Genomic DNA, 25,020 nt, shown 5'->3' on the forward strand with positions numbered 1-25,020 from the left:
GGCAACGAGGCCGATGATGGCAAGCGGCGTGCGCGCCCTCATGGTGGACCTCCGCCACCGGTTTCGCGGATGCTGAACAGGTCCTGCGGCCGGATCACCAGTTCGACCGCGAAGCGGATGCCGACCGCGAGCACCAGAAGGCCGAGCAGCAGCCGCAAATGCTCGCCGCGGATCTTCTGGCCGGCGCGAGCGCCGAACTGCGCGCCGGTGACGCCGCCGACCATCAGGATCAGCGCCAGCACCGCGTCGACCAGATGATTGGTTACCGCGTGCAGCAAGGTCGCGAACGTCATGGTGACGAGGGTGAGCACCATCGAGGTGCCGATCACGGTCGAGGTCGGCACCCGCAGCAGATAGATCATCAGCGGCACCAGGATGAAGCCGCCGCCGATGCCCATGATGGCGCCGATGAAGCCGATCACCAGCCCGACCACGACGACCGGAATCACCGAGAGGTAGATCTTGGAGCGCTTGAAGCGCAGCTTCAGCGGCAGGCCGTGGACCCAGCCATGGCTGCCGGGCTTGCGCAGTGTCACCGCGCCGCCGCGGCGGATCCGCAGCATCGCGCGCAGGCCTTCCCAGAACATCAGGCCGCCGACGGTGGTCAGCAGGATGACATAGGACAGCGCGATCATCAGATCGAGCTGACCGAGCGAGCGCAGGAATGTGAAGGTCCACACCCCCATCGCGGTGCCGAGCGTGCCGCCGACCAGCAGCACCGTCGCCAGCAGTGGATCGATCGCGCGTCTGCGCCAATAGGAGATCGCGCCGGAGAACGACGAAGCCGCGATGTGGCTGGCGACGGACGCCACCGCCACCGCGGGCGCAATCCCGACGAAGATCAATAGCGGCGTCATCAGGAAGCCGCCGCCGATGCCGAACATGCCGGAGACAAACCCGACCGCTGCGCCCATCGCCAGGATGAGGAAGACATTGACCGGAATGTCGGCGATCGGGAGATAGAGCTGCACGCGCGTCGCTTCTGTCGGTTCGCGCGCGAGGCTGGGCGCAAGGCCGCATCACGGGCGTGGTGTCGTTCCGGGCATTCTCCGGCAGAACGATCCGGTCGGCGCGCATGGAGCAGGCGAACGCGGGGTCGATTGCCGCATCCCTGCATAACTGAAATCGGCGGGAGGCGGGACTAAAGAATCCGCCTCATGGGGCTTTTTTGCCGCATGTTGCCGGCGTGCTTGCGGAGGTGGTTGATGATTCAGATTAATGACAGATGCGCCTGGAGCTATTTCCGTTCCGATGGAATCGGAACGGCGCTCCAGCTTCTTGTTTTGACGCGTTTTCTTCACGCGAACCGGTATCCACTTCGCTGGAAAACGCTCTAGCTCAGCGCCGGTTGACCGGCGTGGTGACGAGGTTCATCGCGAGCGCCTGCCTCTCGCTCAACCAGCGGATGTCCGCGGTCTGCGACATCGCCTCCACGATCTCGGAAGAGACGCCCATCTTGGTCATGTAGCCGAGCACCATGCCCTGGATGCGCTGCGCCTCAGCGACCGGATCGCTCATCTGCGCTTTCGAGGTGAAGCGATGCACGCCGAGGCGTGAGCCCGCAATGCCATAGCGCTTGTCGCCGCCGGCATAGATCAGGACGCAGGCGCTGGCGCATGCAGCGGGACGAATCCTGCCCGACGCGTCGGCGGTGCCCACCGCCGTGACCAGCCCGCGCGCGCGAATGACCTCGCCCATGATCGCGGCCTGGTTCAGCGAGCCGCCTTGCGACGACAGCAGCACGGCATCGCCGCGCGACAGGCGCGCCTCGTCGAGGCGGTCGCGGAACCAGCTTGCGCTGGCCGAGCCGATCTCGCCGCTGATCGCAAGCGCGCGCCGGCCGCGGCCCGAGCCGTCGATGTCGACACTGGGAATCACGGCCGAGGTCATGTTCGCCGCGATATAGCTCTCGCGCCAGAACTCCCAGGCGCCCGGCTGCGACAGGTCGCGATAGGCGCGGATCAGCACACCCGACAGCAGCAGGACGAAGATGATCACGGACCAGATCGAGGGCCGGAAGATGCCGCGCGGTGCTGGAGCCTGCGGCGGGAAAGGCGGCGGCTGGCGAGGCGGTGGATTTGGCGGCGGCCCCCAGACTGAGGGGCGCTGGCGCGGCGGCGCAATCCGCGGTCCGGTGGGCGACGAACGATGCACGTCCGTACCATCCTCCTGACGATCATCGGCAGACAAGCCCGATCCTCCGGCACAAAGCCACGTCGCGCTTATCTACACGGCTGCAGCCCGGAGGGATAGGACGGCGACGCCCGCGAGGGGGCGCCCTCGTTTCAACTTAGTGAGCGGTCAAGGCGGCGGTCCGCTTCGTCGCCGGCCTGAGCGGCTTGGCGGCGGCGGGCTGCGCCGGGGCCGCGTCCCAGCCGCCGGCCGGGGCCGCCACGTTGACGGCGTCGCTCGGCTGCGGCTCGGCGATGAAGGTCTGGATCGCGAGCTTGGCGGCGGCCAGCGACTGCGGGTCGAGCCGCTTGGCGATGTCGTCGCGCTTGCGGCCGGCGTCGGCATCGCCCTGCGCCGCCGCGAGGCTGAACCACTTGAACGATTCGGCGAGGTTCTGTTCGACCCCGATGCCGCGGGCGTAGAGAATGCCGAGGTTGACCTGGCTGTCGGCGACGCCGCGGTCGGCGGCCTTGCGGAACCACTGCGCCGCGCTCTTGTAGTCGGCGCCCTTGCCGCCGCCGTCGGCGTCGAGCACGGCGAGGTTATGCATCGCCTTGGCATTGCCGCGCTCGGCGGCCTGCACGTAGTAGCGGCGCGCCACGTCGAAGTCGCGCTTCACGCTAAGGCCCTTCTCGTAGAAGGTGCCGAGCCGGAACATCGCAGGCACGACGCCGGCCTGCGCGGCACGGCCATACCATTTGGCGGCTTCGTCGAGATTGGCGGTCACGCCCTTGCCCTCGGCAAAGCGGATGCCGACCTCATAGGCCGCGGTGGCGTCGCCCTTCAGCGCGGCGGTGCGCAGCGCCGGTCCGCCGATCGCGTCCGGCAGCTTCTCGCCCGCGGGAATCTGGATCGTCGCGAGCTTGCCGCCAAGCGGCGGCGCCAGCGGTGCCGCTGCAATCGAGCCGGTGACGTCATTGCCACTGATCGGCGCTGCTGCCGCGGGAGCGGCGGCCGGCATCGGTGCAACCGCCGGCATGGCTGCCGCCGCAGCCGGAATCGTCACCTGCGCGCTGTCGAGCGTGTTCGGCGCGGGCGTGTTGTTGGACTGGCGGCCGAGCGGCGTCGGTGAGGTCATCGACGGCCCGGGCGTGGCTGCGGGCGGGGCCGGCGTCGCGGAATGATCGGAAGGCAACTGCGGCGGAGCCGCGGCGGGCTCGCTCTCCATCGCCGGCATCTGCGGGGCGCTGCTGGTGTCGAGCAGGTTCATCGCCAGCTTGGCGGTGCCGAGCAGGATCACGACCACGCTCGCGCCGACCAGCAGCGAACGGATCTTTGAGGTGATGGTCGAAGGCTCGCGCTCGGGCGCGCCGGCCTTGACGGCCGCGGCCTTCGCGGCCTTGTCAGCCTTCTCCTTGGCCGCAGCCTTGCTGGCGGCGCGCGCGGCCTTTTCGTTGACCGGCTGCGCGGCGGCGGCCTGCGCGGCGCGGCGCGCGGCGGCGATGAAGCTCGAGGTCGAGACCGGCTCCTTCTTGCCGGCGGGAAGGTCGCTGATCGCGCTCTCGGACGCGGCGATCCGCTCCGACGGCGACGACATGCGGCCGGCGGGACGGGTGCCCGGCTCGAGCGGATGATCCGGCGGCAGTTCCGGCGCCAGCGTCGCGCGGGCCGGCGCGGTATGCGGCTCGAGGATCTCGCTGATGGCGCGCGGCGGCAGCGGCGGCGGGGGAGCGGCAGCAGCCGGCTGCGCCGCATGGAATTCGCGCGGCGCCGACATGAAGTGCTCCTGCGCCAGCGCAGGATTGGGCAGCTCGGGCTTGTACGGGTCGGGCCTGTACTGATCGGCCTTGTACGGATCGGGTTGGGGCTGCGCGACCGGCTCTCGCATCGGCGCGCGCGGCATCTCCATCCGCGCTTCGGTGGGCGGCGGTGCGGCCTGCGGCGGCGCGGTGCGGACGGTGCGCAGATCGTTCTCGATCATCGCCAGCCGGTCGACGACGTGGCCGAGCGTGTTGTGCACGGTCTCCAGCGAATCCTGGGTGCGGCGATCGGTTTCCGACTGGCTGAAGCGGATGTCGGACAGCTCGCGCTTCACCATGTCGACGATGCCGGGGTCCATCATCGGCTGTGGTGCGGCGCCGTTGAAGTTGCGGGTGGCGTCGGCGAGCGAGGCGATATGGGCGTGCTGAGCCTCGAGATGCCGCATGATGTCATGCAGCGCTTCCTCGACCCGGCCGAGATTGCCGGTGCGCTGGTCGGTCGCCTCGAGGCGCTCCAGCAGGTAGGCGACGCGCTGTTCGAGATGGGTGAACGCCGAGGAGCTGTCATTGCCGACCTGCAGGCGGTCGATCCGCTCGGAGAGCGCACGCACCGCGGCTTCGATCGCCTCGGAATTGTCGTAGCCGCCGGGGACCTGGCGGCTTTCCATCGTCGAGGTCAGCGCGGCAATGCGCTGCTCCAGCACGCCGAAGGCGTCACTCGCGGTGTCGGTGCGCGAGACCTGCGAGAGCTGGTCGACCTTGGCCGACAGCGCGTGCACGTCTTCGGAGAGCCGCAGCAGCGCGTCGTTGGAGGCGACGTTGGAGACGATGGCGCGCAGCGCCGCGATCGCGCCCTCGAGCTGATGCACCGTCGACGGATCGTCATTGGCGCGCAGAATCATGTCGAGCTTGGCGCCGAGATTGCGGATCGCCTCGTCGTAGCCGGTGAGCTGCTCGGCCGGGGTCAGCGTGCGCAGCGCTTCGCGAATCTCGGAGAGCGCGCGCTCGATGCCGGCGATCACCTGGCCGTGGCCGTTGCTGCCGTCCTGGCGGATCTCGTCGATCCGCCGATGCAACGAGCGGATCTCGTTCTCGATCGATTCGATCGCCCGGCGCGGCATCGCCTCGGTGATGGCCTGGCGGATGTCGGCAAGCTCGCTGCGGAAGGCGGCGATCGATTGCTCGAGATGGTCGGGCCGCTGCAGCGCCTCGATCTGGCTCGTGATCTTGAGCAAATGCTGCTCGAGCGCGGAGAAGTCCGGACCTGCGGGGGCGGGGGGCGGCGCATAGGCGCCCATCGGCGGACCTGATGGAGCCATCGGCGGCGCGTTGCGCGGCGGCATCTGCCGCGGCGCGGGGCCATCGAGCTCGTTCTGGCGCGCGGCGATCTCCGCGATCGCGGAATCGAACGATGCCGGGCTGAGCGGTGGCGAGGCGCGGTAGACCTGCGCGGCGGCGCGCTCGACCGCCTCGGCCTGACGCTGCCGCTCCTGCAGCAGGCGCTCGTGTTGGAGCCGTTCCTGGATCTGCGGCTCGCGGATCGATTGCGGCTGGTGCTGCTCCTCGCGGATCAGCTGGGGCTGCGGCTCCCGCACCGCCTGCGGCTCGCGCACCGCTTGCGGCCTGGAGATCTGCGACAGCCGCGCATCGAGCCGCGAAATGGCGTCGTTGAGCTGGCGGGCGACGGCGGGCTGTCCGCGCGGCACCTCGGCGCGCACGGCTTCGCCGCGCGACATCGGTTTTGCGATCTGTTCGATCTGGCGGGTGATGGCGTCAAGCCGCTGATGGATGTCGGCGACCTCGCGGCTCTCCCGGCTTTGCATCGGCTGCCGCTGCTCGTGAATGGCGCGATAATCCGGCGGGCTCGGCTCGCCGACGGTGGAATTGAGCCAGTCGTTCAGCGACATGCCGGCGCGCCGCGCCGCCGCCTCGGCCCTTTCGCGGACGGAGGGATCGATGCCGTCAACACTCCACGATACGCGCGAATTCATGATTCCGTCCGGTCCCGACTCCGGCGCTGTACCCTGCGCCCGCAGCCTCCCCGCGCATTCCCGTTAAGAGACAATCGAATTCTGCGCGGGTCGTCTGCCTCAGCTGTCGACTTTTTCCCGTCACGGTAAATAACGGGTTAAGGAATGCGGCCGAGGGGCCCTAAAGTTAGCAATTAGGGAACCTGTTGCGCCGGAACAGGACAGCGATTTGCGTCGCCGTTGAGTCGCTCCGCGCGCAATTCGGGGCTCCGAACTTCTCCTTCCCCCTGAAAGGGGAAGGCCGGGATGGGGGTCTGCCTCAGACACTGCTGTGCGTGGAGAGAAATGATCCCCACCCGCTTTGCTCTGCGAGCAAAGCGACCTCCCCTTTTCAAGGGGAGGTTAAGAATTGTTTCTAGCCGTTGCTCTCGCGCTTGCTGTCGTCGAGCGGCAAGACGTTGTTGCGCTGGGAGATCGCGGACAGCGCGTCGAGCGCCTCCTCGCACCACTCCACCACGACGCGCTCGTGGCGCATGCCGAGACGCAGGTTGAGCATCTTGCCGAGATCGGCCGGCGGCGCGGTGCCGTCGGGAAAGCGCTTGTTGAGCATCCGCTCGTAGCGCTCGTAGCGGTCGCGGTGATGCTCCAGCCGCGCCATCAAATCGGTGCGCAGGGATTCGATGTCGACGCCGTCGAGCGCATAGAGCCGGACCAGCAGGTCGTCCTTGATCGAGGGCGGCACGCTCGGCCGCGCTCCCCAGTGCAGCAGCGCCGCGCGGCCCTCGGCGGTCAGGGTATAGACCAGCTTGTTGGGCTTGCCGGACTGCACCACCTCGCGGCCCTGGACCTGGCCCTTGTCGCGCAGCCGGGACAGCTCGCGATAGATCTGCTGGTGGTCGGCCTTCCAGAAGAAGCCGATCGAGGCATCGAACGTCTTGGCGAGCTCATAGCCCGTCATCGGACGTTCCGTGAGGCACGCGAGGATTGCGTCACCGAGCGCCAACACCCACCTCCATCCCGGTTCCCGAAAAGACCATTCTTTCAGTTCGCTTGACTTTATGCGCTACTGTGCATATGCGTCAATATGCATATGGTGATCGCCGCCCGCCTCGTCGTGGGCGCGCGGTGTTCAGGCTTCTTCTTAAACCCGCCGCAGGAGACGTCCGAATGAGCAAGCCGGGCCTCGACAAGTGGTACGCCTACATGAAGTCCCACGACACATCGGCATTGTGGGATCTGCTGCATCCCGATGCGGTGTTCGAAAGCCCGGTCGTGCACACGCCGCAACGCGGCCGCGACATCACTTTCAAATATCTGACCAGCGCCGCCAAGGTGCTTGGCGGTCCCACCTTCAAGTATCTGGGCGAATGGACCAACGACAGCGGCGCGGTGCTCGAATTCGAGAACGAGATCGACGGCATCAAGCTCAACGGCGTCGACATCATCACGTTCGATGGTGACGGCCGGATCACGCATTTCAAGGTGATGGTGCGTCCGCTCAAGGCCATCAACCTGCTGCACCAGATGATGGGCGCCGAGCTGATGAAGCAAAGCGGCGCTACTTCGCAATCACAGTCCCGATAGGACCTGCCGCAGCCAGCCGGAAGCGGATAAGGTTCGTTCCAACTCACCCAAGCAAGCTGCGCAGCGATTGTCGCGAATGCGACCACGAGCCAGCCGGGAGACCAAGATGCCGACCTACAAAGCCCCCGTCGAGGATGTCAGCTTTCTGCTCAACGACGTCTTCCAGATCGACCGCTATGACAACCTTCCCGGCTTCACCGACGCTTCCGCCGATGTGCGCGAGGCGATCCTCGGCGAGGCCGCCAAGCTCAGCGAGGAAGTGCTGCAGCCGCTCAACCGGGTCGGCGATCTCGAAGGCTGCAAGCGCAGCGACGACGGCAGCGTCACCACGCCGAAGGGTTTCAAGGAAGCGTTCAAGCAGGTCGCCGAAGGCGGCTGGCTCGGCCTGTCGGCGCCGGCGGAATATGGCGGCCAGGGCCTGCCGGTGACGCTCTCGCAGGCGGTCAACGAATTCCAGATCTCCGCCAACATGGCGTTCTCGATGTATGGCGGCCTCACCATGGGCGCGACCGCCGCGCTCCTGGTGCACGGTACGCCCGAGCAGAAGAAGACCTACGTGCCGAAGATGGTCGCCGGCGAGTGGACCGGCACCATGAACCTGACCGAGCCGCATTGCGGCACCGATCTCGGCCTGCTCCGCACCAAGGCGGTGCGCCAGCAGGACGGCAGCTTCAAGATCACCGGCACCAAGATTTTCATTTCCGCCGGTGAGCACGATCTCACTGAGAACATCATCCATCTGGTGCTGGCGCGGATCGAAGGTGCGCCGGCCGGCATCAAGGGCGTCTCGCTGTTCGTCGTGCCCAAGGTGCTGGTCAATGCCGACGGCTCGCTGGGTGCGCGCAACGGCGTCACCTGCGGCTCGATCGAGCACAAGATGGGCATCCACGGCAATTCGACCTGTGTGATGAACTACGACAACGCCACCGGCTGGCTGATCGGCGAAGAGAACAAGGGCATGCAGGGCATGTTCGTGATGATGAACGAGGCCCGCCTCGGCGTCGCCGTGCAGGGCCTCGCGCAGTCCGAGGTCGCCTATCAGAACGCGGTCGCCTATGCGCGCGAGCGCCTGCAGGGCCGTTCGCTGACCGGCGTGAACGCGGCCGACAAGCCGGCCGATCCGATCATCGTGCATCCCGACGTGCGCCGCACGCTGCTCACCATCCGCGCCTTCAACGAGGCGGCGCGCGCCATGGTGGTCTGGACCGCGCTGAAGAGCGACGTCGCCCACCGCTCCAACGATCCCAAGGACCGCCAGGAGGCCGACGACCATATGGGCCTGATGACGCCGGTGCTGAAGGGCGTGCTGACCGACACCGGCTTCGCCAACACGGTCTCCGCGCAGCAGATGTTCGGCGGCCACGGCTACATCGCCGAGCACGGCATGGAGCAGTTCGTGCGCGATGCCCGCATCTCGATGATCTATGAGGGCGCCAACGGCATTCAGGCGCTCGACCTGGTCGGCCGCAAGCTGCCGCGCGACGGTGGCCGTGCCGCGATGGCGTTCTTCGGCGAGGTCGGCGCCTACGCCAAGGAGCATGGCGGCGACGAGGCGATGAAGCCGTTCATCACCCCGCTGTCGGCGGCGCTCGGCCATCTGCAGCAGGCCACCGGCTGGCTGATGCAGAATGCGCTGGCCAAGCCCGACAATGCCGGCGCCGCCGCGACCGACTACATGAAATTGTTCGGCCTGGTTGCGCTCGGCTACATGTGGGCGAGGATGGCCAAGGTGGCGCAGGACAAGATCGCCGCCTCCGGCGCCGCGCCCTATCTGAGCACCAAGCTTGTGACCGGCCGCTTCTTCATGGAGAAGCTGCTGCCGGAGACCGCGGTGCACTTGGCGCGGATCCAGAGCGGCAGCGCCACCACGATGGAACTGGCCGCGGAAGCGTTCTGAAAAATCGTCGCCGCACCCGCTGCGGCGACGGCTTCCTTCGGCTATATATTATGATCCTCATATCACGGAGGGCGTCATGCCTGAGGCATATATCTACGATCACGTTCGTACCCCGCGCGGCCGCGGCAAGGCCGATGGCGCGCTCCATGAAGTGACCGCGCTGGCGCTCGCCACGGTGCCGCTCAAGGCGCTGAAGGAGCGCAACAACCTGCCGGAGGACTCCGTCGATGACGTCGTGCTCGGCGTGGTCGATCCGGTCGGCGAGGCCGGCAGCGACATCGCCCGCTTCGCGGCGCTCAAGGCGGGTCTCGGCGAGAAAGTGCCGGGTGTGCAGATCAGCCGCTTCTGCGCCTCCGGCCTCGATGCCGTGAACTTTGCCGCGGCCCAGATCATGAGCGGCCAGCATGAGCTCGTGATCGGCGGCGGCGCCGAATCGATGAGCCGCGTCGGCATCGGCGCCTCCGGCGGCGCCTGGCCGATGGATCCGTCGATGGCGGTGCCGGCCTATTTCATGCCACAGGGCATCTCGGCTGACCTGATTGCGACCAAATACGGTTTCTCGCGCGATGACGTCGATGCGTACGCGGTGCAGAGCCAGCAGCGCGCCGGCAAGGCCTGGGACGAAGGCCGCTTCAAGAATTCGGTGGTTCCGGTCAAGGACATCAACGGCCTGACCATCCTCGCCAAGGACGAGCACATGCGCCCGACCACGACAATGCAGTCGCTGGCGCAGCTGCAGCCGTCGTTCGCCGCGATGGCGGCGATGGCCGGCTTCGACGCGGTGGCGACCCAGTCGCATCCCGAGGTCGAGAAGGTCAATTACGTGCATCACGCCGGCAACTCCTCCGGCATCGTCGACGGCGCCGGCGCGGTGCTGCTCGGCAGCAAGGAGGCGGGTGCCAAGCACGGCCTGAAGCCGCGGGCAAAAATCCGGGCGTTCGCCAATATCGGCTCGGAGCCGGCGATGATGCTGACCGGCCCGGTCGACGTCACCGAAAAGCTGTTCGAGCGCTCCGGCATGAAGAAGTCGGACATCGACCTGTTCGAGCTGAACGAGGCCTTCGCCTCGGTGGTGCTGCGCTACATCCAGGCCTTCGACATCGACAATGCCAAGATCAACGTCAATGGCGGCGCGATCGCGCTCGGCCATCCGCTCGGCGCCACCGGCGCGATGATCCTCGGCACCGTGCTCGACGAGCTCGAGCGCACCAACAAGCAGACCGCGCTGGTGACGCTGTGCATCGGCGGCGGCATGGGCACCGCGACCATCATCGAGCGCGTGTAAGGCGAGGGGAGCGAACAACATGGCTTACAAGAATTTCAAGTTCGAGACCGACGCCGACGGTATTGCGCTGGTCACCTGGGACATCCCGGGCCGCTCGATGAACGTGTTCGACGAGCTCTCCAACCAGGAGCTCGGCGAGATCATCAAGCAGACCACGGGCGATGCCGCGATCAAGGGTGTGGTCATCACTTCGGCCAAGGAGGCGTTCTGCGCCGGCGCCGACCTCTCGATGCTCGAGGGCATGAACCACGCCTATGCCAAGCTCCTGAAGGAGAAGGGCGAGGAAGCCGCCAACCAGATGCTGTTCGAGCAGAGCCGCAGCATGTCGCTGGCGTTCCGCGCGATCGAGACCTCCGGCAAGCCGTGGGTCGCCGCGATCAACGGCCTCGCGCTCGGCGGCGGCTTCGAGGTCACGCTGGCCTGTCACTATCGCGTCGCCGCCGACAATCCGAAGACCCGGCTCGGCCTGCCCGAGATCAAGGTCGGCCTGTTCCCCGGCGCCGGCGGCACCCAGCGCGTGCCGCGTCTCGTGCCGCCGCAGGATGCGATGACGCTGCTGCTCAAGGGCGAGGCGGTCAAGCTCGACCGCGCCAAGGCGCTCAATCTGATCCACGCCATCGTTCCCGCCGCCGATCTGATCAAGGCGGCGAAGGACTGGATCAAGGGCGGCGGCAAGGCCGTCGCGCCGTGGGACGAGAAGGGCTTCAAGCTGCCCGGCGGTCCCGTCTTCTCCAAGATGGGCATGCAGATGTTCCCGGCCGGCAACGCGATCTACCGCCGCGAGACGTTCGACAACTATCCGGCCGCGCGCGCCATCATGAGCTGCGTCTATGAAGGCCTGCAGTTGCCGATCGACGCCGCGCTGCGCGTCGAGTCGCGTTACTTCACGAGTGTGCTGCGCTCGAAGGAGGCGGCGGCGATGATCCGCTCGCTGTTCCTGTCGATGCAGGAGCTCAACAAGGGCGCGCGCCGCCCGGCCGGCGTGCCGCCGACCAAGGTGAAGAAGCTCGCCGTGATCGGCGCCGGCTTCATGGGCGCCAGCGTCGGTTACGTCTCGGCGCAGGCCGGCATCGACGTCGTGCTTGTCGATCGCGACCAGGAGAGCGCCGACAAGGGCAAGGGTCACGCCAAGAGCGTGGTCGACGGCCAACTCGCCAAGGGCCGCATGAAGCAGGAGGCGGGCGACGCCATTCTCGCGCGCATTACGGCGACGGCCGACTACAACGCGATCAGCGACTGCGACCTCGTCATCGAGGCCGTGTTCGAGGACCGCAAGGTCAAGGCCGACACGTATGCCAAGGCGCAGCCGCTGCTCAAGTCCGGCGCGATCTTCGCCTCCAACACCTCGACCTTGCCGATCAACTCGCTCGCGGAAGAATTCAAGGACCAGGGGAAGTTCATCGGCATCCACTTCTTCTCGCCGGTCGAGAAGATGATGCTGGTCGAGATCATCCTCGGCAAGAACACCGGAGACGTCGCGCTGGCGACCGCGCTGGACTATGTGCGCGCCATCGGCAAGACGCCGATCGTGGTGAACGACTCCCGCGGCTTCTTCGCCAACCGCTGCGTGATGCGCTACATCGCCGAGGGCAACGAGATGCTGCTCGAAGGCGTGCCGCCGGCGATGATCGAGAACACCGCCAAGATGGCCGGCATGCCGGTCGGCCCGCTGTCGCTGCAGGACGAGGTCGCGCTCGATCTCGGGCTGAAGATCACCAAGGCGACCGAGGCCGATCTCGGTCCCAATGCGGTCGACCAGGCGCAGAAGAAGCTGATGGTCGAGATGGTCGAGAAGCAGGGCCGCTTCGGCCGCAAGAACGGCAAGGGCTTTTACGACTATCCGGAAAAGGGCAAGGGCCAGAAGAGCCTGTGGCCGGGGCTCGCCAGCCTGCAGCCGAAGCAGCTCGATCCCGACACGCTGAGCGTCGAGGAATTGAAGCAGCGCTTCCTGGTGGCGCAGGCGGTGGAGGCCGCGCGTACGGTCGAGGACCACGTCATCACCGACGTGCGCGAGGCCGATGTCGGCTCGATCCTCGGCTTCGGCTTCGCGCCGTTCACCGGCGGCGCGCTGTCCTATATCGACTTCATGGGCACGAAGAATTTTGTCGCGCTGTGCCACAGCTTCGAGAAGAAATACGGCTCGCGCTTCACGCCGCCGAAACTGCTCGAAGAGATGGCCGCCAAGGGCGAAACCTTCTACGGCCGCTTCCCGCCGAAGAAGCCGGCAGCGCAGGCCGCGGAGTAGTTCTCGTCGCCGAAGCGGCGTCCTAACCTCCCCTTGAAAAGGGGAGGTCGCTTTGCTCGCAGAGCAAAGCGGGTGGGGATCAACTCTCTCCACGAGCGACGGTGCGTGTGGCCGACCCCCATCCCGACCTTCCCCCTTTCAGGGGGAAGGAGAAGCCTTGTAGCCCGGATGGAGCGCAGCGAAATCCGGGGCGTTTTCTGCCGATGCGCCTGCCCCGGATTGCGCTGCGCTCCATCCGGGCCACGTGGTCGGATCAAATCTCGTCATCGCCGCCGCGCCGTCACGCCGGTCAAACTACCGCCACGCTAGCTCCCCGCGAGCACCACGCTTGCTCCGTACTGGCACCACTCTTGCTGCTGAATCGATAGCCGTCCGCGACCACGTTCAGCGCCAAAGGTGTTCCGTCATGAGTTCCCTGGTGTTCCAAAAAGACGCCGCCGACACCGCGGCGAAAAGCGCGCCGGTTGGCTTGCTGCGCCTGCCGTCGGGTCGTGGGTGGCTGCTTCGGCTGCGCCGCAAGGGGCCCTCATGGGCGGGCCTGGCGCTGCTCCTTCTTGCCGCGGATCTGCTGCTGGCGCTGGCCGCCTGGGGCGCCGTCGATTTCTTCCGCCATTGAGCTGTCGGCCCGCGGAGCGAAAGACATCCCGGCGAGATAGGCGAGCTGACAGGCCACGAGGCTGCCGACCACGAGCGCAACCCCGAAGCCGTTGGACTGCAGCACGATCGCGGCCAGCAGCGCGACCGCCGGCGACACCAGCAACAGCGCCCAGACGCGCAAGTATAAGCCGGTGGCCAGACCGGCGAGCACACTCGCGAACAACAGGGTAATGGCGATCGTCACATTTTTAGACCAGTTGGAGCGGAGGGCACGCCGCAGGTCATAGTGGGTCAGTTGGATCGCGTGAACAAGAACGGCAACGCCCAACGCGCGAACAACGCCGACTCATTGTTAATCACTACAATACGGATCAAATTATTTGGTTCCGGCGCGCCTGCCTGAGGAAGAGAATCAGCGTGCACAAAAAAGAGCCGGATCGGCGATCCGGCTCTTTCGCTTTCATTGCGATCGCGAGCTCACGCCGCCTTGAGCAGGCCTTCCTTCTTCAGCGCTTCCTGCACCTTCGGGCGCGCCGCGACGCGCGCCTTGTAGGCGGTGACATTGGGCAGCGCCGAGAGATCGAAGCCGAGCCGGTCGGCTGCCCACATGATCATGGTGAAGAGGTAGCCATCGGCGACGGTGAACTGGCTGCCCATCAGATAGTCGCGGCCGGCGAGTTGGCTCTCGACATATTTGAACTTGCCCATGGCGCGGTCCCTGAAGAACGCCTTGGCGTCGTCGGCGAGCACCGGCGAGAACATCGGGCCGAGATTCTTGTGCAGCTCGGTGGTGATGTAGTTCAGCCATTCGAGCAGCTTGTAGCGCTCGTTGGAGTCGCGGGCCGGCGCCAGCTTCTTGTCGGAAACCTTGTCGGCGATCATCTGGATGATGATCGGCCCCTCGGTGACCATCTCGCCGGAATCGAGCGCCAGCGCGGGCACCTGGCCCTTGGGGTTCACTTGCCAGAAATCGTCGCCGCTTTCGAGCTTCTTGGCGCGCAGGTCGACCTTGACCAGCTCATAGGGCAGGCCGGCTTCGAGCAGCGCGATGTGGGGGGAGAGGGAGCAGGCACCGGGGGAGTAATAGAGCTTCATGGGGGGTATTCCTTCCCTTGTTCTTGGCAGCCGGAGAGGGATTGCCTACATGCACCTGCATGAAATAGTCAAGATTGATGCAGATGCATTCAGTGCGGTACACTGGGTTCCGGGACCTTATGGGCTAGACCATGAAACGCAAGCTATCGACCGAGGCGACGGCCGCCTGGATCCGCCTGATGCGGGTGCCGAGCCGGGTGCTTGACTGTGTCGAGCAGGATCTGAAGAAGGCCGGCTATCCGCCGCTCGCCTGGTACGATGCCCTGCTCGAGCTGTCGCGCGCCCCGTCCGGCGAGCTGCGCCCGGTCGAGCTCGAGCGGCAGATGCTGATCCCGCAATATTCGACCTCGCGGCTGATCGACAAGCTGGTCGACGAGGGGCTCGCCGCCCGCCGCGAATGCAAGATCGACAAGCGCGGCCAGTTCGTCGAGATCACCGAGGCCGGGCGCGACTTGCAGAAGCGGATGTGGAGCGCCTATTCGGCCGCGATCGACAAGCATGTCGGCTCCAAACTGTCCGATGCCGAGGCCGCGAGACTCTGCGGCCTGCTCGACCGCCTCGGCTGCTCCTGCAGCGACGCCAAGGCCGATGCAAAGGCCGACGCAAAGGCCGACAGCAAGAACGAGACCAAGGCCGCGCCTGCGCGAGACAGTGTGCCTGCCCGATGATCGTCCTGACCCCATCATCCGCGCGCCACGGGGCCCGCGGATACCCTTGCCACCGCGCGCCTTCGATCGAAGCGCCCTTGAGTTGGATTTCGTATGGCGCGTGACCAGATCGACATGACGCCGCTTGAGTCGCGCGACGAACTCGTGGCGTGGCTTGAAGCCGGCGTGAAGCCCGAGTCCGAATTCCGGATCGGCACCGAGCACGAGAAGACCCCGTTCACGCTCGACGGCCATCAGCCGGTGCCTTACGCCGGCGCAAAGGGGATCGGCGCGCTGCTCGAGGGCATGAAGCTCCTGCTCGGCTGGGAGCCGATCATGGAGCGCGGCAACATCATCGGCCTCTACGACGTCACCGGCGGCGGCGCGATCTCGCTCGAGCCGGGCGGCCAGTTCGAATTGTCGGGCGCGCCGGTCGAGACCGTGCACCAGACCCAGGCCGAGTTGATGGCCCACCTCGCGCAGGTGCGCGAGATCGCAACACCGCTCGGCATCGGCTTCCTCGGCCTCGGCATGACGCCGTCCTGGTCGCGGGCGCAGATCCCAGTGATGCCGAAGGGCCGCTACAAGATCATGCGCAACTACATGCCGAAGGTCGGCAAATACGGCCTCGACATGATGTTCCGGACCTGCACGGTGCAGACCAATCTCGACTTCTCCTCCGAAGCCGACATGGTCAAGAAGCTGCGGGTGTCGCTGGCGCTGCAGCCGGTCGCGACCGCGCTGTTCGCCAACTCGCCGTTCACCGAAGGCAAGCCGAACGGTTTTCTGTCGTTCCGCTCCGAGATCTGGCGCGACACCGACAATGCGCGCTCCGGCATGCTGCCGTTCGCGTTCGAGGACGGCATGTCCTTTGAGCGTTATGTCGACTACGCGCTCGACGTTCCGATGTATTTCGTCAAGCGCGGCGACGACTATATCGACGTCTCGGGCTCCTCGTTCCGCGATTTCTTTGCCGGCAAGAACAAGACGTTCCCCGGCGAGCGCCCGACGCTGTCGGACTGGGCCAATCATCTGTCGACAATCTTCCCCGAGGTGCGACTGAAGCGGTATCTGGAGATGCGCGGCGCCGACGGCGTGCCGTGGGGCCGGCTGCCGGCGCTGCCGGCGTTCTGGGTCGGCCTGCTCTACGACAATGACAGTCTCGATGCCGCCTGGGACATCGTCCGGCACTGGACCGCGCCGGAGCGCCAGGCGTTGCGCGACGACGTGCCGCGTTTCGGCTTCAAGTCGCGGATCAAGGACCGCTATCTGTTCGAGATCGCCAAGGAGTGCCTGATCCTGTCGCATGCCGGTTTGCGCCGGCGTGGCCGCATCGACCATCTCGGCCGCGACGAGAGCCGCTTCCTCGAGCCGCTGGAGCGCATCATCGAAGCCGGCCGCTCGCCGGCCGAGGAGATGCTGGACAAGTACAACGGAGCCTGGAAGGGCTCGGTGGAACCGGCGTATCAGGAATACGCGTTCTAGCTCCAACCGGCCTCAGCAAATGACCTGAAACACGCGGCTTGCGGCGGCGATGTCGCATCGCCGGTCACGCGCCGTTCATCCGCCGTACAGGTTCATGGCGTTCAAATGACGCCCCGCGAAATGCGCGGGGCTGCGCGAATTTGAAAGCAAACTCATGGAGATAGGCCGCCTCTTCAGGGCGTGTGTGGCGACGTTCGCAATTTTTGCGGCGCTGCTCGTCGCGCGTCCGGCATTGGCGCAGTCGAGTTTCGACCGGCCCGGCGGCGACTACATGAATTCGCCGGTGAGCACGGGCGATCCCGCCGATTGCGCGCTTGCCTGCGAGCGCGACCGCCGCTGCCGTGCCTGGAGCTTCAACTATCCGACCGACGTCGCTGCGGGCGCGGTGTGCTGGCTCAAGAGCACGGTGCCGGCCCGCGTGCCGGATTCCTGCTGCGTCTCCGGCGTGCGCGGCGCCGGCGTGGTCGAGCCGCGCTCCGGCCCGATCGAGACCTCGATCGACCGCTTCGGCGGCGACTACAAGAATTTCGAATTGAAGGCCGCCGACGGCGACGGGGCCTGCCAGGCCGCCTGCACCGCCGACAACAAGTGCCGCGCCTGGACCTATGCCCGCCCCGGCTACGCCGGCCGCGACGCGCATTGCTTCCTGAAGAAAGACATCAAGCCGCCGCGCCGCAAGGCGGGGTTCACGTCGGGCGTGGTGCGCTGACGCGCGAAGAATCAGTAGCCCGGATGCAGCGTAGCGCATTTCGGGGCGGTTTATTCGCGGCAAGAGCGGCCCCGGATTTCGCTTCGCTCTCCATGCGCACAACTGCATCAAGCTCCCCTTGAAAAGGGAGGTCGCTTTGCTCGCGAGAGCAAAGCGGGTGGGGATCAACTCTCTCCACATGCAGCGGTGCCCGCGGCCGACCCCCATCCCGACCTTCCCCCTTTCAAGGGGAAGGAGAAGAATCGCCTATTCCGCCGCGAGCACCGTGATCTCCGGCCACAGCGTCTTCCAGCGCGCGGCCTTCTTGGCATAATTCGCTGCGGAGAAATTCGCGGTGCGGTTCGGCCGCACGATCATGGCGGCGACATCGTCAAAACCGTTCGGCGCGTAGATCTCGTAGCCATCGCTGCTGCGGCGAATGCCGATCCGCGTGTTCTCGGTGAGGAAGCGGTCGATGCCGTCGGTCGATCGCGACAGCGGCGGGTAGGGCAGGCCGTGCTTCTCGGGATACCAAAGATGGACGCGGGCCTGGTTGCGCGCCTCGATCTCTGCGCCGAGATGGCCGAGGCGTGCCCGCAATGCGCGGATCACGGCGTCCTCGGCTTCCCATGAGGGATCGGGATCGAAGTAGAATACGTCGTAGTCGCTGATGCCGTGATCGACCGGACGGTTCGTCAGCACGTTCCAGACGGTCTGCACGAGGCAGCCGGAGACCAGCCACGCGTCGGGGAGCGCAAGGCGGTGCAGCTCGTCGATGATGATGCGGTTGGCCGGGTTGCGAAGCGCGGCGTCAAGGAATTGGTCGGAGTTCATCGATGAACCGTGGCTACGCCGTCGCGTCATACTCCTTCACCGCCTTCTTCGATGCCAGCGTGCGCCAGTGCCGCCGCAGCAGCGGCTCGACGATGGCGCGCTTCGCTTTCGACAGGCGGATCAGCACGGTCGGATAGTCGCGATAGTGATCGGTGAAATAGAACACGCTCGGCTGGCGCTCGACCAGCATGTCGCGTTCGTCCGGCGGCACGCCCGGCATCACCAGGCTGTCGCCGTCCTCCCTTAGCCGCACCAGCAGCTTCTTGCGCACTTTCAGCGCCGGCGTGCCGTAGGAGGTGCCGTCCTCGACCTCCGGCCACGTCAGCGCAAGAGTTCGGATGTCGTCGAAGGTCACAGTGCCCCACGAGAACGTAGCCCGGATGAGCGCAGCGATATCCGGGGGCAGCCTATCCGCGGTGAGAGCGATATCCCGGATGTCGCTTCGCTCATCCGGGCTACGGCAGCTCGTTCAATGCACCGAGGTGAAGAACCGGGCGAGGCGGAAGCCCGAGAGCCATGTGTAGACCGGCTGGCTGCGGATGCCGAGGTCCCAGGAGCCGACCACCGCATCGGCGCGGCCGATCAGATTGTCGATCGGCAGCAGCCCGACGCCGCCGTCGCGCACCGGCACGCGGCTGTCGGCGGAATTGTCGCGGTTGTCGCCGAGCACGAACAGTTCGCCCGGCGGCACCGTCACCTCGGCGGTGTTGTCGAGCCGGCCGTTGTCGCGGATCTTGAAAATGGCGTGGCTGACGCCGTTCGGCAGCGTCTCGACATAGCGGTAGGCTTCCTCGCCGCCGCCGCGATCGTCCTCGGCAAAGCCGGTGCCATCGGGCTTCAGCGCCGCCGGATGATCGTTGATGAAGAGTTGGCCCTGCCGCATCTGGATGCGGTCGCCGGGCAGCCCGACCACACGCTTCACCCACGCTTGAGAACGGTCGCCCGGCCAGCGGAACACGACCACGTCGCCGCGCTTCGGCGTCTCGCCGAACACCCGGCCGGTTTCCGGCAGCGTGATCTGGATCGGCAGCGAGGCAGCGCCGTAGCCATAGGGATATTTCGAGGCGACCAATGCGTCGCCGATCAGGAGGGTGGGCTCCATCGAGCCCGACGGCACGTAGAACGGCTCGGCGATCGCGCCCTTGGCGAGGAACACGACGGCCACGATCGCGACCAGTTGCGCCGCCTGTCCGCGCCAGGTCGACTGCTTCGGCTTCGCCGCCGCCACCTCGTTTCCGCTGCTCACTAGCCTGTTCCTCCTACCGTAATCCGTTCCATCCGCAGCGTCGGCTGGCCGACGCCGACCGGCACGCCCTGGCCGTTCTTGCCGCAGGTGCCGATTCCCGTGTCGAGCGCAAGATCGTTGCCGATCATGGTGATCCTGTGGAGATCGGTCGGCCCGTTGCCGATCAGCATGGCGCCCTTCAGGGGTGCGCCGAGCTTGCCGTTCTCGATCTTGTAGGCCTCGGTGCACTGGAACACGTATTTGCCTGAGGTGATGTCGACCTGGCCGCCGCCGAAATTCGCGGCATACATGCCGTTCTTCACCGAGGCGATGATCTCGGCCGGGTCGCGGTCGCCTGAAAGCATGTAGGTGTTGGTCATGCGCGGCATCGGCACATGCGCGTAGCTCTGCCGCCGTCCGTTGCCGGTCGGCTTCATGCCCATCAGCCGCGCATTCTGGCGGTCCTGCATGTAGCCGACCAGGATGCCGTCCTCGATCAGCACGGTGCGGTTGGTCGGCGTGCCTTCGTCGTCGATCGAAAGTGAACCGCGGCGCGAGGCCATGGTGCCGTCGTCGACCACGGTGACGCCCTTGGCGGCGACCTGCTGGCCCATCAATCCTGCAAACGCCGAGGTCTGCTTGCGGTTGAAGTCGCCCTCGAGCCCGTGGCCGACCGCCTCATGCAGCATCACGCCGGGCCAGCCGGCGCCGAGCACCACGTCCATCTCGCCGGCGGGGGCCGGCACTGACTCGAGATTGACCAGCGCCTCGCGCAGCGCGCCGTCGGCGGCATCGCGCCAGGCCTTGGTCTCGATGAAGCGCGCATAGCCCTCGCGGCCGCCATAGCCCTTGCTGCCGCTCTCTTGCCGGTCGCCCTGGCCGGCGACCACGGAGATGTTGACGCGCACCAGCGGGCGGATGTCGCGATAGCTCTCGCCGTCGGGCCGCACGATCTCGACCACCTGCCAGGTCGCGGTCAGGCTGGCGGAGACCTGCCGCACCCGCGGATCCTTGTCGCGGACATAGGCGTCGATCTCGCCGAGCAATTTCACCTTGGCCTCGAAGGCCGGGCCGTCGAGCGGGTTCTCGTCGCCATAAAGCTTTACGTTGGTGTGCGCCGGCGCCGCCGCGAACGTTCCCGCGTAACCGCCGCGCACCGCCGCGACCGCATCGGCCGCGCGGATCAGCGCCGGGATCGAAACATCGGAGGAATGCGCATAGCCGACCGCATCGTCCTTGACTGCGCGCAGGCCAAAACCCTGTGAGGTGTCGTAGGTCGCCTGCTTCAGCCTTCCATTGTCGAACACCAGCGCCTCGGTCTGCCCGAACTCCAGAAACAGTTCGCCGTCATCCGCGCCGCCAAGCCCGCGCGCCACCTCGCGGCGGACAGCATCGCGGTCGAGTTTGGCGCGGTCGAGCAGGGAGGTCGTGGCAGGATTGGTCATCAGCGATCGTCCGTTGTCGGGGAGATTCGATCCAAGATAGTGGTTTGGCGCCCGTTCCGCGAGAGGCCGCTGCACACGTTGCCGAGACCATGGATAGTGTCGAAATAGTTCCGATCCGGGATGAACATTCGGAAAGCTTCCACGGACCCTCGATACGGGTGCGCGAGAGCGGCGCACCAAAATGCCGAAAAACAACCCCATGCAAAGTAGCCGGCGGCTAACGGCGTTCGACACGGCGACTGTGTGACGAGGCCCTTGACACGTCGGGCAACTCAGGGATATTATTCCACTATTCCGAAATCTGGCAGACGCCACTCGCCCGAAGCGCGGGCATGACGCGCTATGGGCATGGCCGATAGCCTATGCGATAGCCCTGCCCTTGCGGGGGAAGGGGAAGACAGATTCGGGCTGCGCCAACAGAACGGACCCGGTAGGCCCTAAAGCGCGATGGGATCAGGTTGAAGCACCATCGCGCTTTAGCTCCTTGTTTGAGCATGATCTTTTCGGAAAACCGCTTCGCACTTTTCCGGATCATGCTCTAGGGCAATTTGTCATACCCCTCGCTGAGCCCGTTCAGGCTGAGCGGGAAGCCGATGCCTTCTTCCGGCGTCTCGAAGATGATGAAGGTCGCGGTCTTGGCGTTCTTGAGCTGGCCGAGCAGCTTGTCGTCCATCACGACCTCGGCCACGCAGCCGTTGGGCAGGCATCTGACAAAACCGGCGCGGCCGACGTCCTGGTTGTCGAGCTTGAGGCCGAGGCCGGAGGGGAGCAGGACGCCGAGGGGGGCGACCACGCGCATCAGGCGGCTCTTCTGGTCGGCGGTTTTCAGCACGATCACGGTGAGGCCGGCATTGGAGCGGTCTTCCGCTACCACGCTCTGGATCAGCGCGCATTGTTCTGCCTGGGCGCCCGGCGGGGTGTCGCAGCGGATCTGCCAGTCGCCATGGACCGAGCGCACCGCGCCCTGCGCGTTTGCGGCCTGGGTCAGACCGAGCGCGAACGCCACCGCCAGCAGGCCGCCGAGCCAGCCGGCCAGCGCCTTTCGTCTTGCCTGAACGTCTGAAACGCCCATCCGGGTCGATCCTCTGATGTTGGGTCCGGCCGTTCCGGCCGCCGGTAGCACGCAACAGTCGACTGATACCCAATGACGGCGCCTTGAAGGCGAATCTTCAGCTATTCCCGCGCCGGATTGAGGCGTCCCACCGCGAATCAGGTTCCTGCGGGCCGCCTCGTCTGTGGGTACATCTGGTAATTCCCCTGTCAAGCAGGTGGACAATTTGTCCGGCGACTTTCGCTTGATTTTGCGGGAAAAATCCGCCGCTGCAGGTTAGCCGCACGCGCATGGCTTTCGGTCCCACTACTGCATTGCGAGCGCCTGCGAATTATGGTTTGAGAGGCTGGATTTCGACGCGTTCTAGCGATCTGGCTCCCGTACCCACCTTGACTTGACGACGGGTACGTCCGGTAGGCCATTTGTCAGGGCGGATCGTGCTGCATTTCCGGCCAAATGCCGGAAGTGCTTTGGGGAATTATCTAGGGAGCGCGAGCGGCATGAAGATGTCGATTGGCCGGATGGGCCGACAATTGCTGGGGTTGGCGGTGGCGGGCATGGCGTTTGTCGCCGCAGGACCAGCATCTGCCGAAATGGGTCAGCCGGCGCCGTGGGAGCACACGCTGCAGGAAGCCGCGACCCCGGTGATGGAAAACATCATCTGGTTTCACAATTTCCTGCTGGTGCTGATCACCGTCATCACGCTGTTCGTGCTGGCGCTGCTCGTGATTGTGGTGGTGAAGTTCAACGCCAAGGCCAACCCGGTCCCCTCCCGGACTACTCACAACACGCTGATCGAGGTGGCCTGGACGCTGATTCCGGTGCTGATCCTGGTCGGCATCGCGGTGCCGTCGTTCCGCCTCTTGTTCCTCGAGCTCGACGTGCCGAAGCCGGACCTGACGGTGAAGGTGACCGGCAAGCAGTGGTACTGGTCCTACGGCTATCCGGACAACGGCAAGTTCGAGTTCGACTCGCTGCTCGACAAGGACAAGGCGCCGCGTCTGCTCGGCGTCGACAACGAGATGGTTGTGCCGGTCAACAAGGTGGTGCGGGTGCAGACCACCGGCGCCGACGTGATCCACTCCTTCGCGGTGCCGGCGTTCGGCATCAAGATCGACTCGGTGCCGGGCCGCCTCAACGAGACCTGGTTCAAGGCCACCAAGACCGGCATGTTCTACGGCCAGTGCTCGGAACTGTGCGGCAAGGACCATGCCTTCATGCCGATCGCGGTCAGGGTCGTCAGCGACCAGGAATTCGCGACCTGGGTTGAAGGGGCGAAGAAGAAGTTTGCGACCAACCCGGCGAACTCCTACGCCTCGGCTGGTCAGGCGGCGCAGTAAGCAGCAGGCTTACGCGCGAAGAATAAGGGCGACGGGACCGCAAGGCCCGAGAGGGACTGCAAGGCAGGATTTGGAACATGGCTACTGGTGCTGCGACTCACGGCGATCACGCCCAAGATCATGGACATGATGATCACGCCCATCATCCGACCGGATGGCGGCGCTATCTCTACTCCACGAACCACAAGGACATCGGCACGATGTACCTGGTGTTCGCGGTGATCGCGGGCATCATCGGCGCCGCGATGTCGATCGCGATCCGCGCCGAGCTGATGTATCCGGGCGTCCAGATCTTCCACGAGACGCACACTTACAATGTGTTCGTGACCTCGCACGGCCTGATCATGATCTTCTTCATGGTGATGCCGGCGATGATCGGCGGGTTCGGCAACTGGATGGTGCCGCTGATGATCGGCGCGCCCGACATGGCGTTCCCGCGCATGAACAACATCTCGTTCTGGCTGCTGCCGGCCTCGTTCGCGCTGCTCCTGATGTCCACCTTCGTCGAGGGTGAGCCGGGCGCCAACGGCGTCGGTGCGGGCTGGACCATCTACGCGCCGCTGTCGACCTCGGGCCATCCGGGGCCGGCGGTCGATTTCGCGATCCTGTCGCTGCATCTCGCCGGTGCGTCGTCGATCCTTGGCGCCATTAACTTCATCACCACGATCTTCAACATGCGCGCGCCGGGCATGACCCTGCACAAGATGCCGCTGTTCGTCTGGTCGATCCTGGTGACGGTGTTCCTGCTGCTGCTGTCGCTGCCGGTGCTCGCCGGCGCCATCACCATGCTGCTGACCGACCGCAATTTCGGCACCACCTTCTTCGCCGCCGACGGCGGTGGCGACCCGGTGCTGTTCCAGCATCTGTTCTGGTTCTTCGGCCACCCCGAAGTGTACATCCTGATCCTGCCGGCGTTCGGCATGATCAGCCAGATCGTGTCGACCTTCGCGCGCAAGCCGGTGTTCGGCTATCTCGGCATGGCCTACGCCATGGTCGCGATCGGCGGTATCGGCTTCGTGGTGTGGGCGCACCACATGTACACCGTCGGCATGTCGTCGGCGACGCAGGCCTATTTCGTCGCCGCCACCATGGTGATTGCGGTGCCGACCGGCGTGAAGATCTTCTCCTGGATCGCCACGATGTGGGGCGGCTCGATCGAGTTCAAGGCGCCGATGATTTGGGCGATCGGCTTCATCTTCCTGTTCACCGTCGGCGGCGTCACCGGCGTCGTGCTGGCCAATGCCGGCGTCGACCGCGTGCTGCAGGACACCTACTACGTGGTGGCGCACTTCCACTACGTGCTGTCGCTCGGCGCCGTGTTCGGCATCTTCGCCGGCTGGTACTACTGGTTCCCGAAGATGTTCGGCTACATGTACTCGGAGACCATCGCCAAGGCGCACTTCTGGTTCACCTTCGTCGGCGTCAACCTGGTGTTCTTCCCGCAGCATTTCCTCGGCCTGTCGGGCATGCCGCGCCGTTATGTCGACTATCCGGATGCGTTCGCCGGCTGGAACCTGATCTCGTCGTGGGGCTCCTACATCTCCGGCATCGGCGTCCTGATCTTCATCTACGGCGTGATCGATGCCTTCGTGCGCAAGCAGCAGGCCGCGGCCAATCCGTGGGGTGCGGGTGCGACCACGCTGGAATGGACGTTGCCGTCGCCGCCGCCGTTCCACCAATTCGAAGTGCTGCCGCGCGTGCAGTAAGTCAAAGACCGCGCGGCGCACTCAAAATGCGCCGCGCTTTTTGAGAGAAAAGAG

The 25,020-nt window shown here is 65.8% G+C and carries 20 protein-coding genes; 9 read left to right on the plus strand and 11 right to left on the minus strand.

Annotated elements, in window-relative coordinates; all coding sequences use genetic code 11:
- Positions 1–38 precede the first annotated feature (38 nt).
- The 4 genes from XH93_RS04760 to XH93_RS04775 form a co-directional block, all read right to left on the minus strand.
- Entirely contained in the window at positions 39–971 is a 933-nt protein-coding gene (locus XH93_RS04760) for a sulfite exporter TauE/SafE family protein (protein ID WP_139862001.1), read from the minus strand.
- Positions 972–1,338: 367 nt separating this feature from the next.
- Positions 1,339–1,998 (minus strand): hypothetical protein, encoded by a 660-nt coding sequence (locus XH93_RS04765; protein ID WP_371814928.1) that lies wholly within the window; start codon positions 1,996–1,998, stop codon positions 1,339–1,341.
- A gap of 292 nt (positions 1,999–2,290) precedes the next feature.
- Positions 2,291–5,863: a tetratricopeptide repeat protein gene (locus tag XH93_RS04770; protein WP_194472637.1), complete on the minus strand. Its 3,573-nt coding sequence runs from the start codon at positions 5,861–5,863 to the stop codon at positions 2,291–2,293.
- Between the two features lie 394 nt (positions 5,864–6,257).
- Positions 6,258–6,845 (minus strand): PadR family transcriptional regulator, encoded by a 588-nt coding sequence (locus tag XH93_RS04775; RefSeq protein ID WP_194472638.1) that lies wholly within the window; start codon positions 6,843–6,845, stop codon positions 6,258–6,260.
- A 164-nt stretch (positions 6,846–7,009) separates the two neighbouring features.
- Here XH93_RS04775 and XH93_RS04780 point away from each other — a divergent pair, with 164 nt between their 5' ends.
- The 4 genes from XH93_RS04780 to XH93_RS04795 all read left to right on the plus strand — a co-directional run bounded on the left by XH93_RS04780 (position 7,010) and on the right by XH93_RS04795 (position 12,853).
- On the plus strand, positions 7,010–7,426 hold the full coding sequence (locus XH93_RS04780; RefSeq protein ID WP_194472639.1) for a nuclear transport factor 2 family protein: 417 nt from the start codon (positions 7,010–7,012) through the stop codon (positions 7,424–7,426).
- A gap of 106 nt (positions 7,427–7,532) precedes the next feature.
- Positions 7,533–9,323 carry an acyl-CoA dehydrogenase C-terminal domain-containing protein gene (locus XH93_RS04785; RefSeq protein ID WP_194472640.1) on the plus strand — a complete coding sequence of 597 codons (1,791 nt, stop codon included), beginning with the start codon at positions 7,533–7,535 and terminating at the stop codon, positions 9,321–9,323.
- A 76-nt stretch (positions 9,324–9,399) separates the two neighbouring features.
- Positions 9,400–10,608 carry an acetyl-CoA C-acetyltransferase gene (locus XH93_RS04790; protein WP_194472641.1) on the plus strand — a complete coding sequence of 403 codons (1,209 nt, stop codon included), beginning with the start codon at positions 9,400–9,402 and terminating at the stop codon, positions 10,606–10,608.
- Between the two features lie 19 nt (positions 10,609–10,627).
- Complete coding sequence (locus tag XH93_RS04795) at positions 10,628–12,853, plus strand: FAD-dependent oxidoreductase (protein WP_194472642.1); 2,226 nt, start codon at positions 10,628–10,630, stop codon at positions 12,851–12,853.
- Positions 12,854–13,379: 526 nt separating this feature from the next.
- On the opposite strand, the gene XH93_RS41990 is transcribed toward XH93_RS04795, so the two are convergent.
- Both XH93_RS41990 and gstA read right to left on the minus strand, forming a co-directional pair.
- A complete protein-coding gene (locus XH93_RS41990; RefSeq protein WP_246799485.1) occupies positions 13,380–13,778 on the minus strand; it encodes a hypothetical protein in 399 nt (132 codons plus the stop codon).
- A gap of 149 nt (positions 13,779–13,927) precedes the next feature.
- Positions 13,928–14,545, minus strand: a complete 618-nt coding sequence (gene gstA / locus XH93_RS04805) for a glutathione transferase GstA (protein WP_139486842.1) — start codon at positions 14,543–14,545, stop codon at positions 13,928–13,930.
- A 131-nt stretch (positions 14,546–14,676) separates the two neighbouring features.
- Between gstA and XH93_RS04810 the strand changes: the two genes are divergently transcribed.
- From XH93_RS04810 to XH93_RS04820, 3 genes are all read left to right on the plus strand, one after another.
- Positions 14,677–15,213 (plus strand): MarR family winged helix-turn-helix transcriptional regulator, encoded by a 537-nt coding sequence (locus XH93_RS04810; protein WP_194472643.1) that lies wholly within the window; start codon positions 14,677–14,679, stop codon positions 15,211–15,213.
- A 93-nt stretch (positions 15,214–15,306) separates the two neighbouring features.
- Positions 15,307–16,677 (plus strand): glutamate--cysteine ligase, encoded by a 1,371-nt coding sequence (locus XH93_RS04815; RefSeq protein WP_139486844.1) that lies wholly within the window; start codon positions 15,307–15,309, stop codon positions 16,675–16,677.
- 154 nt (positions 16,678–16,831) lie between these two features.
- Positions 16,832–17,386 carry a PAN domain-containing protein gene (locus tag XH93_RS04820; protein WP_194472644.1) on the plus strand — a complete coding sequence of 185 codons (555 nt, stop codon included), beginning with the start codon at positions 16,832–16,834 and terminating at the stop codon, positions 17,384–17,386.
- Positions 17,387–17,632: 246 nt separating this feature from the next.
- Here the strand turns inward: XH93_RS04820 and XH93_RS04825 are convergent, their stop codons facing one another.
- The 5 genes from XH93_RS04825 to XH93_RS04845 form a co-directional block, all read right to left on the minus strand.
- Entirely contained in the window at positions 17,633–18,199 is a 567-nt protein-coding gene (locus XH93_RS04825) for a nucleotidyltransferase family protein (RefSeq protein WP_194472645.1), read from the minus strand.
- Positions 18,200–18,212: 13 nt separating this feature from the next.
- Positions 18,213–18,554 carry an MmcQ/YjbR family DNA-binding protein gene (locus tag XH93_RS04830; protein WP_194472646.1) on the minus strand — a complete coding sequence of 114 codons (342 nt, stop codon included), beginning with the start codon at positions 18,552–18,554 and terminating at the stop codon, positions 18,213–18,215.
- 114 nt (positions 18,555–18,668) lie between these two features.
- Positions 18,669–19,445: a signal peptidase I gene (gene lepB, locus XH93_RS04835; RefSeq protein ID WP_139486848.1), complete on the minus strand. Its 777-nt coding sequence runs from the start codon at positions 19,443–19,445 to the stop codon at positions 18,669–18,671.
- Positions 19,445–20,869, minus strand: coding sequence for a metalloprotease TldD (gene tldD / locus XH93_RS04840; protein WP_194472647.1), 1,425 nt, complete (start codon positions 20,867–20,869; stop codon positions 19,445–19,447). Before tldD ends, lepB begins: the two co-directional genes overlap by 1 nt.
- Positions 20,870–21,407: 538 nt before the next feature.
- Positions 21,408–21,941 (minus strand): invasion associated locus B family protein, encoded by a 534-nt coding sequence (locus XH93_RS04845; RefSeq protein WP_194472648.1) that lies wholly within the window; start codon positions 21,939–21,941, stop codon positions 21,408–21,410.
- A gap of 479 nt (positions 21,942–22,420) precedes the next feature.
- On the opposite strand from XH93_RS04845, the gene coxB reads away from it, so the two are divergent.
- On the plus strand, positions 22,421–23,260 hold the full coding sequence (gene coxB / locus XH93_RS04850; protein WP_194472649.1) for a cytochrome c oxidase subunit II: 840 nt from the start codon (positions 22,421–22,423) through the stop codon (positions 23,258–23,260).
- Positions 23,261–23,337: 77 nt separating this feature from the next.
- Complete coding sequence (ctaD, locus tag XH93_RS04855) at positions 23,338–24,966, plus strand: cytochrome c oxidase subunit I (RefSeq protein ID WP_139861989.1); 1,629 nt, start codon at positions 23,338–23,340, stop codon at positions 24,964–24,966.
- The last annotated feature ends 54 nt before the right edge of the window (positions 24,967–25,020 follow it).

Source organism: Bradyrhizobium sp. CCBAU 51753 (genome assembly GCF_015291565.1).
Taxonomy (GTDB): domain Bacteria; phylum Pseudomonadota; class Alphaproteobacteria; order Rhizobiales; family Xanthobacteraceae; genus Bradyrhizobium; species Bradyrhizobium ivorense.

Coding starts and splice junctions, on each gene's coding strand:
- XH93_RS04770 (WP_194472637.1), bottom strand. CDS start 5,863: ATGAATTCGCGCGTATCGTGGAGTGTTGACGGCATCGATCCCTCCGTC.
- XH93_RS04780 (WP_194472639.1), top strand. CDS start 7,010: ATGAGCAAGCCGGGCCTCGACAAGTGGTACGCCTACATGAAGTCCCAC.
- XH93_RS04785 (WP_194472640.1), top strand. CDS start 7,533: ATGCCGACCTACAAAGCCCCCGTCGAGGATGTCAGCTTTCTGCTCAAC.
- XH93_RS04790 (WP_194472641.1), top strand. CDS start 9,400: ATGCCTGAGGCATATATCTACGATCACGTTCGTACCCCGCGCGGCCGC.
- XH93_RS04795 (WP_194472642.1), top strand. CDS start 10,628: ATGGCTTACAAGAATTTCAAGTTCGAGACCGACGCCGACGGTATTGCG.
- gstA (WP_139486842.1), bottom strand. CDS start 14,545: ATGAAGCTCTATTACTCCCCCGGTGCCTGCTCCCTCTCCCCCCACATC.
- XH93_RS04810 (WP_194472643.1), top strand. CDS start 14,677: ATGAAACGCAAGCTATCGACCGAGGCGACGGCCGCCTGGATCCGCCTG.
- XH93_RS04815 (WP_139486844.1), top strand. CDS start 15,307: ATGGCGCGTGACCAGATCGACATGACGCCGCTTGAGTCGCGCGACGAA.
- XH93_RS04820 (WP_194472644.1), top strand. CDS start 16,832: ATGGAGATAGGCCGCCTCTTCAGGGCGTGTGTGGCGACGTTCGCAATT.
- XH93_RS04825 (WP_194472645.1), bottom strand. CDS start 18,199: ATGAACTCCGACCAATTCCTTGACGCCGCGCTTCGCAACCCGGCCAAC.
- tldD (WP_194472647.1), bottom strand. CDS start 20,869: ATGACCAATCCTGCCACGACCTCCCTGCTCGACCGCGCCAAACTCGAC.
- XH93_RS04845 (WP_194472648.1), bottom strand. CDS start 21,941: ATGGGCGTTTCAGACGTTCAGGCAAGACGAAAGGCGCTGGCCGGCTGG.
- coxB (WP_194472649.1), top strand. CDS start 22,421: ATGAAGATGTCGATTGGCCGGATGGGCCGACAATTGCTGGGGTTGGCG.
- ctaD (WP_139861989.1), top strand. CDS start 23,338: ATGGCTACTGGTGCTGCGACTCACGGCGATCACGCCCAAGATCATGGA.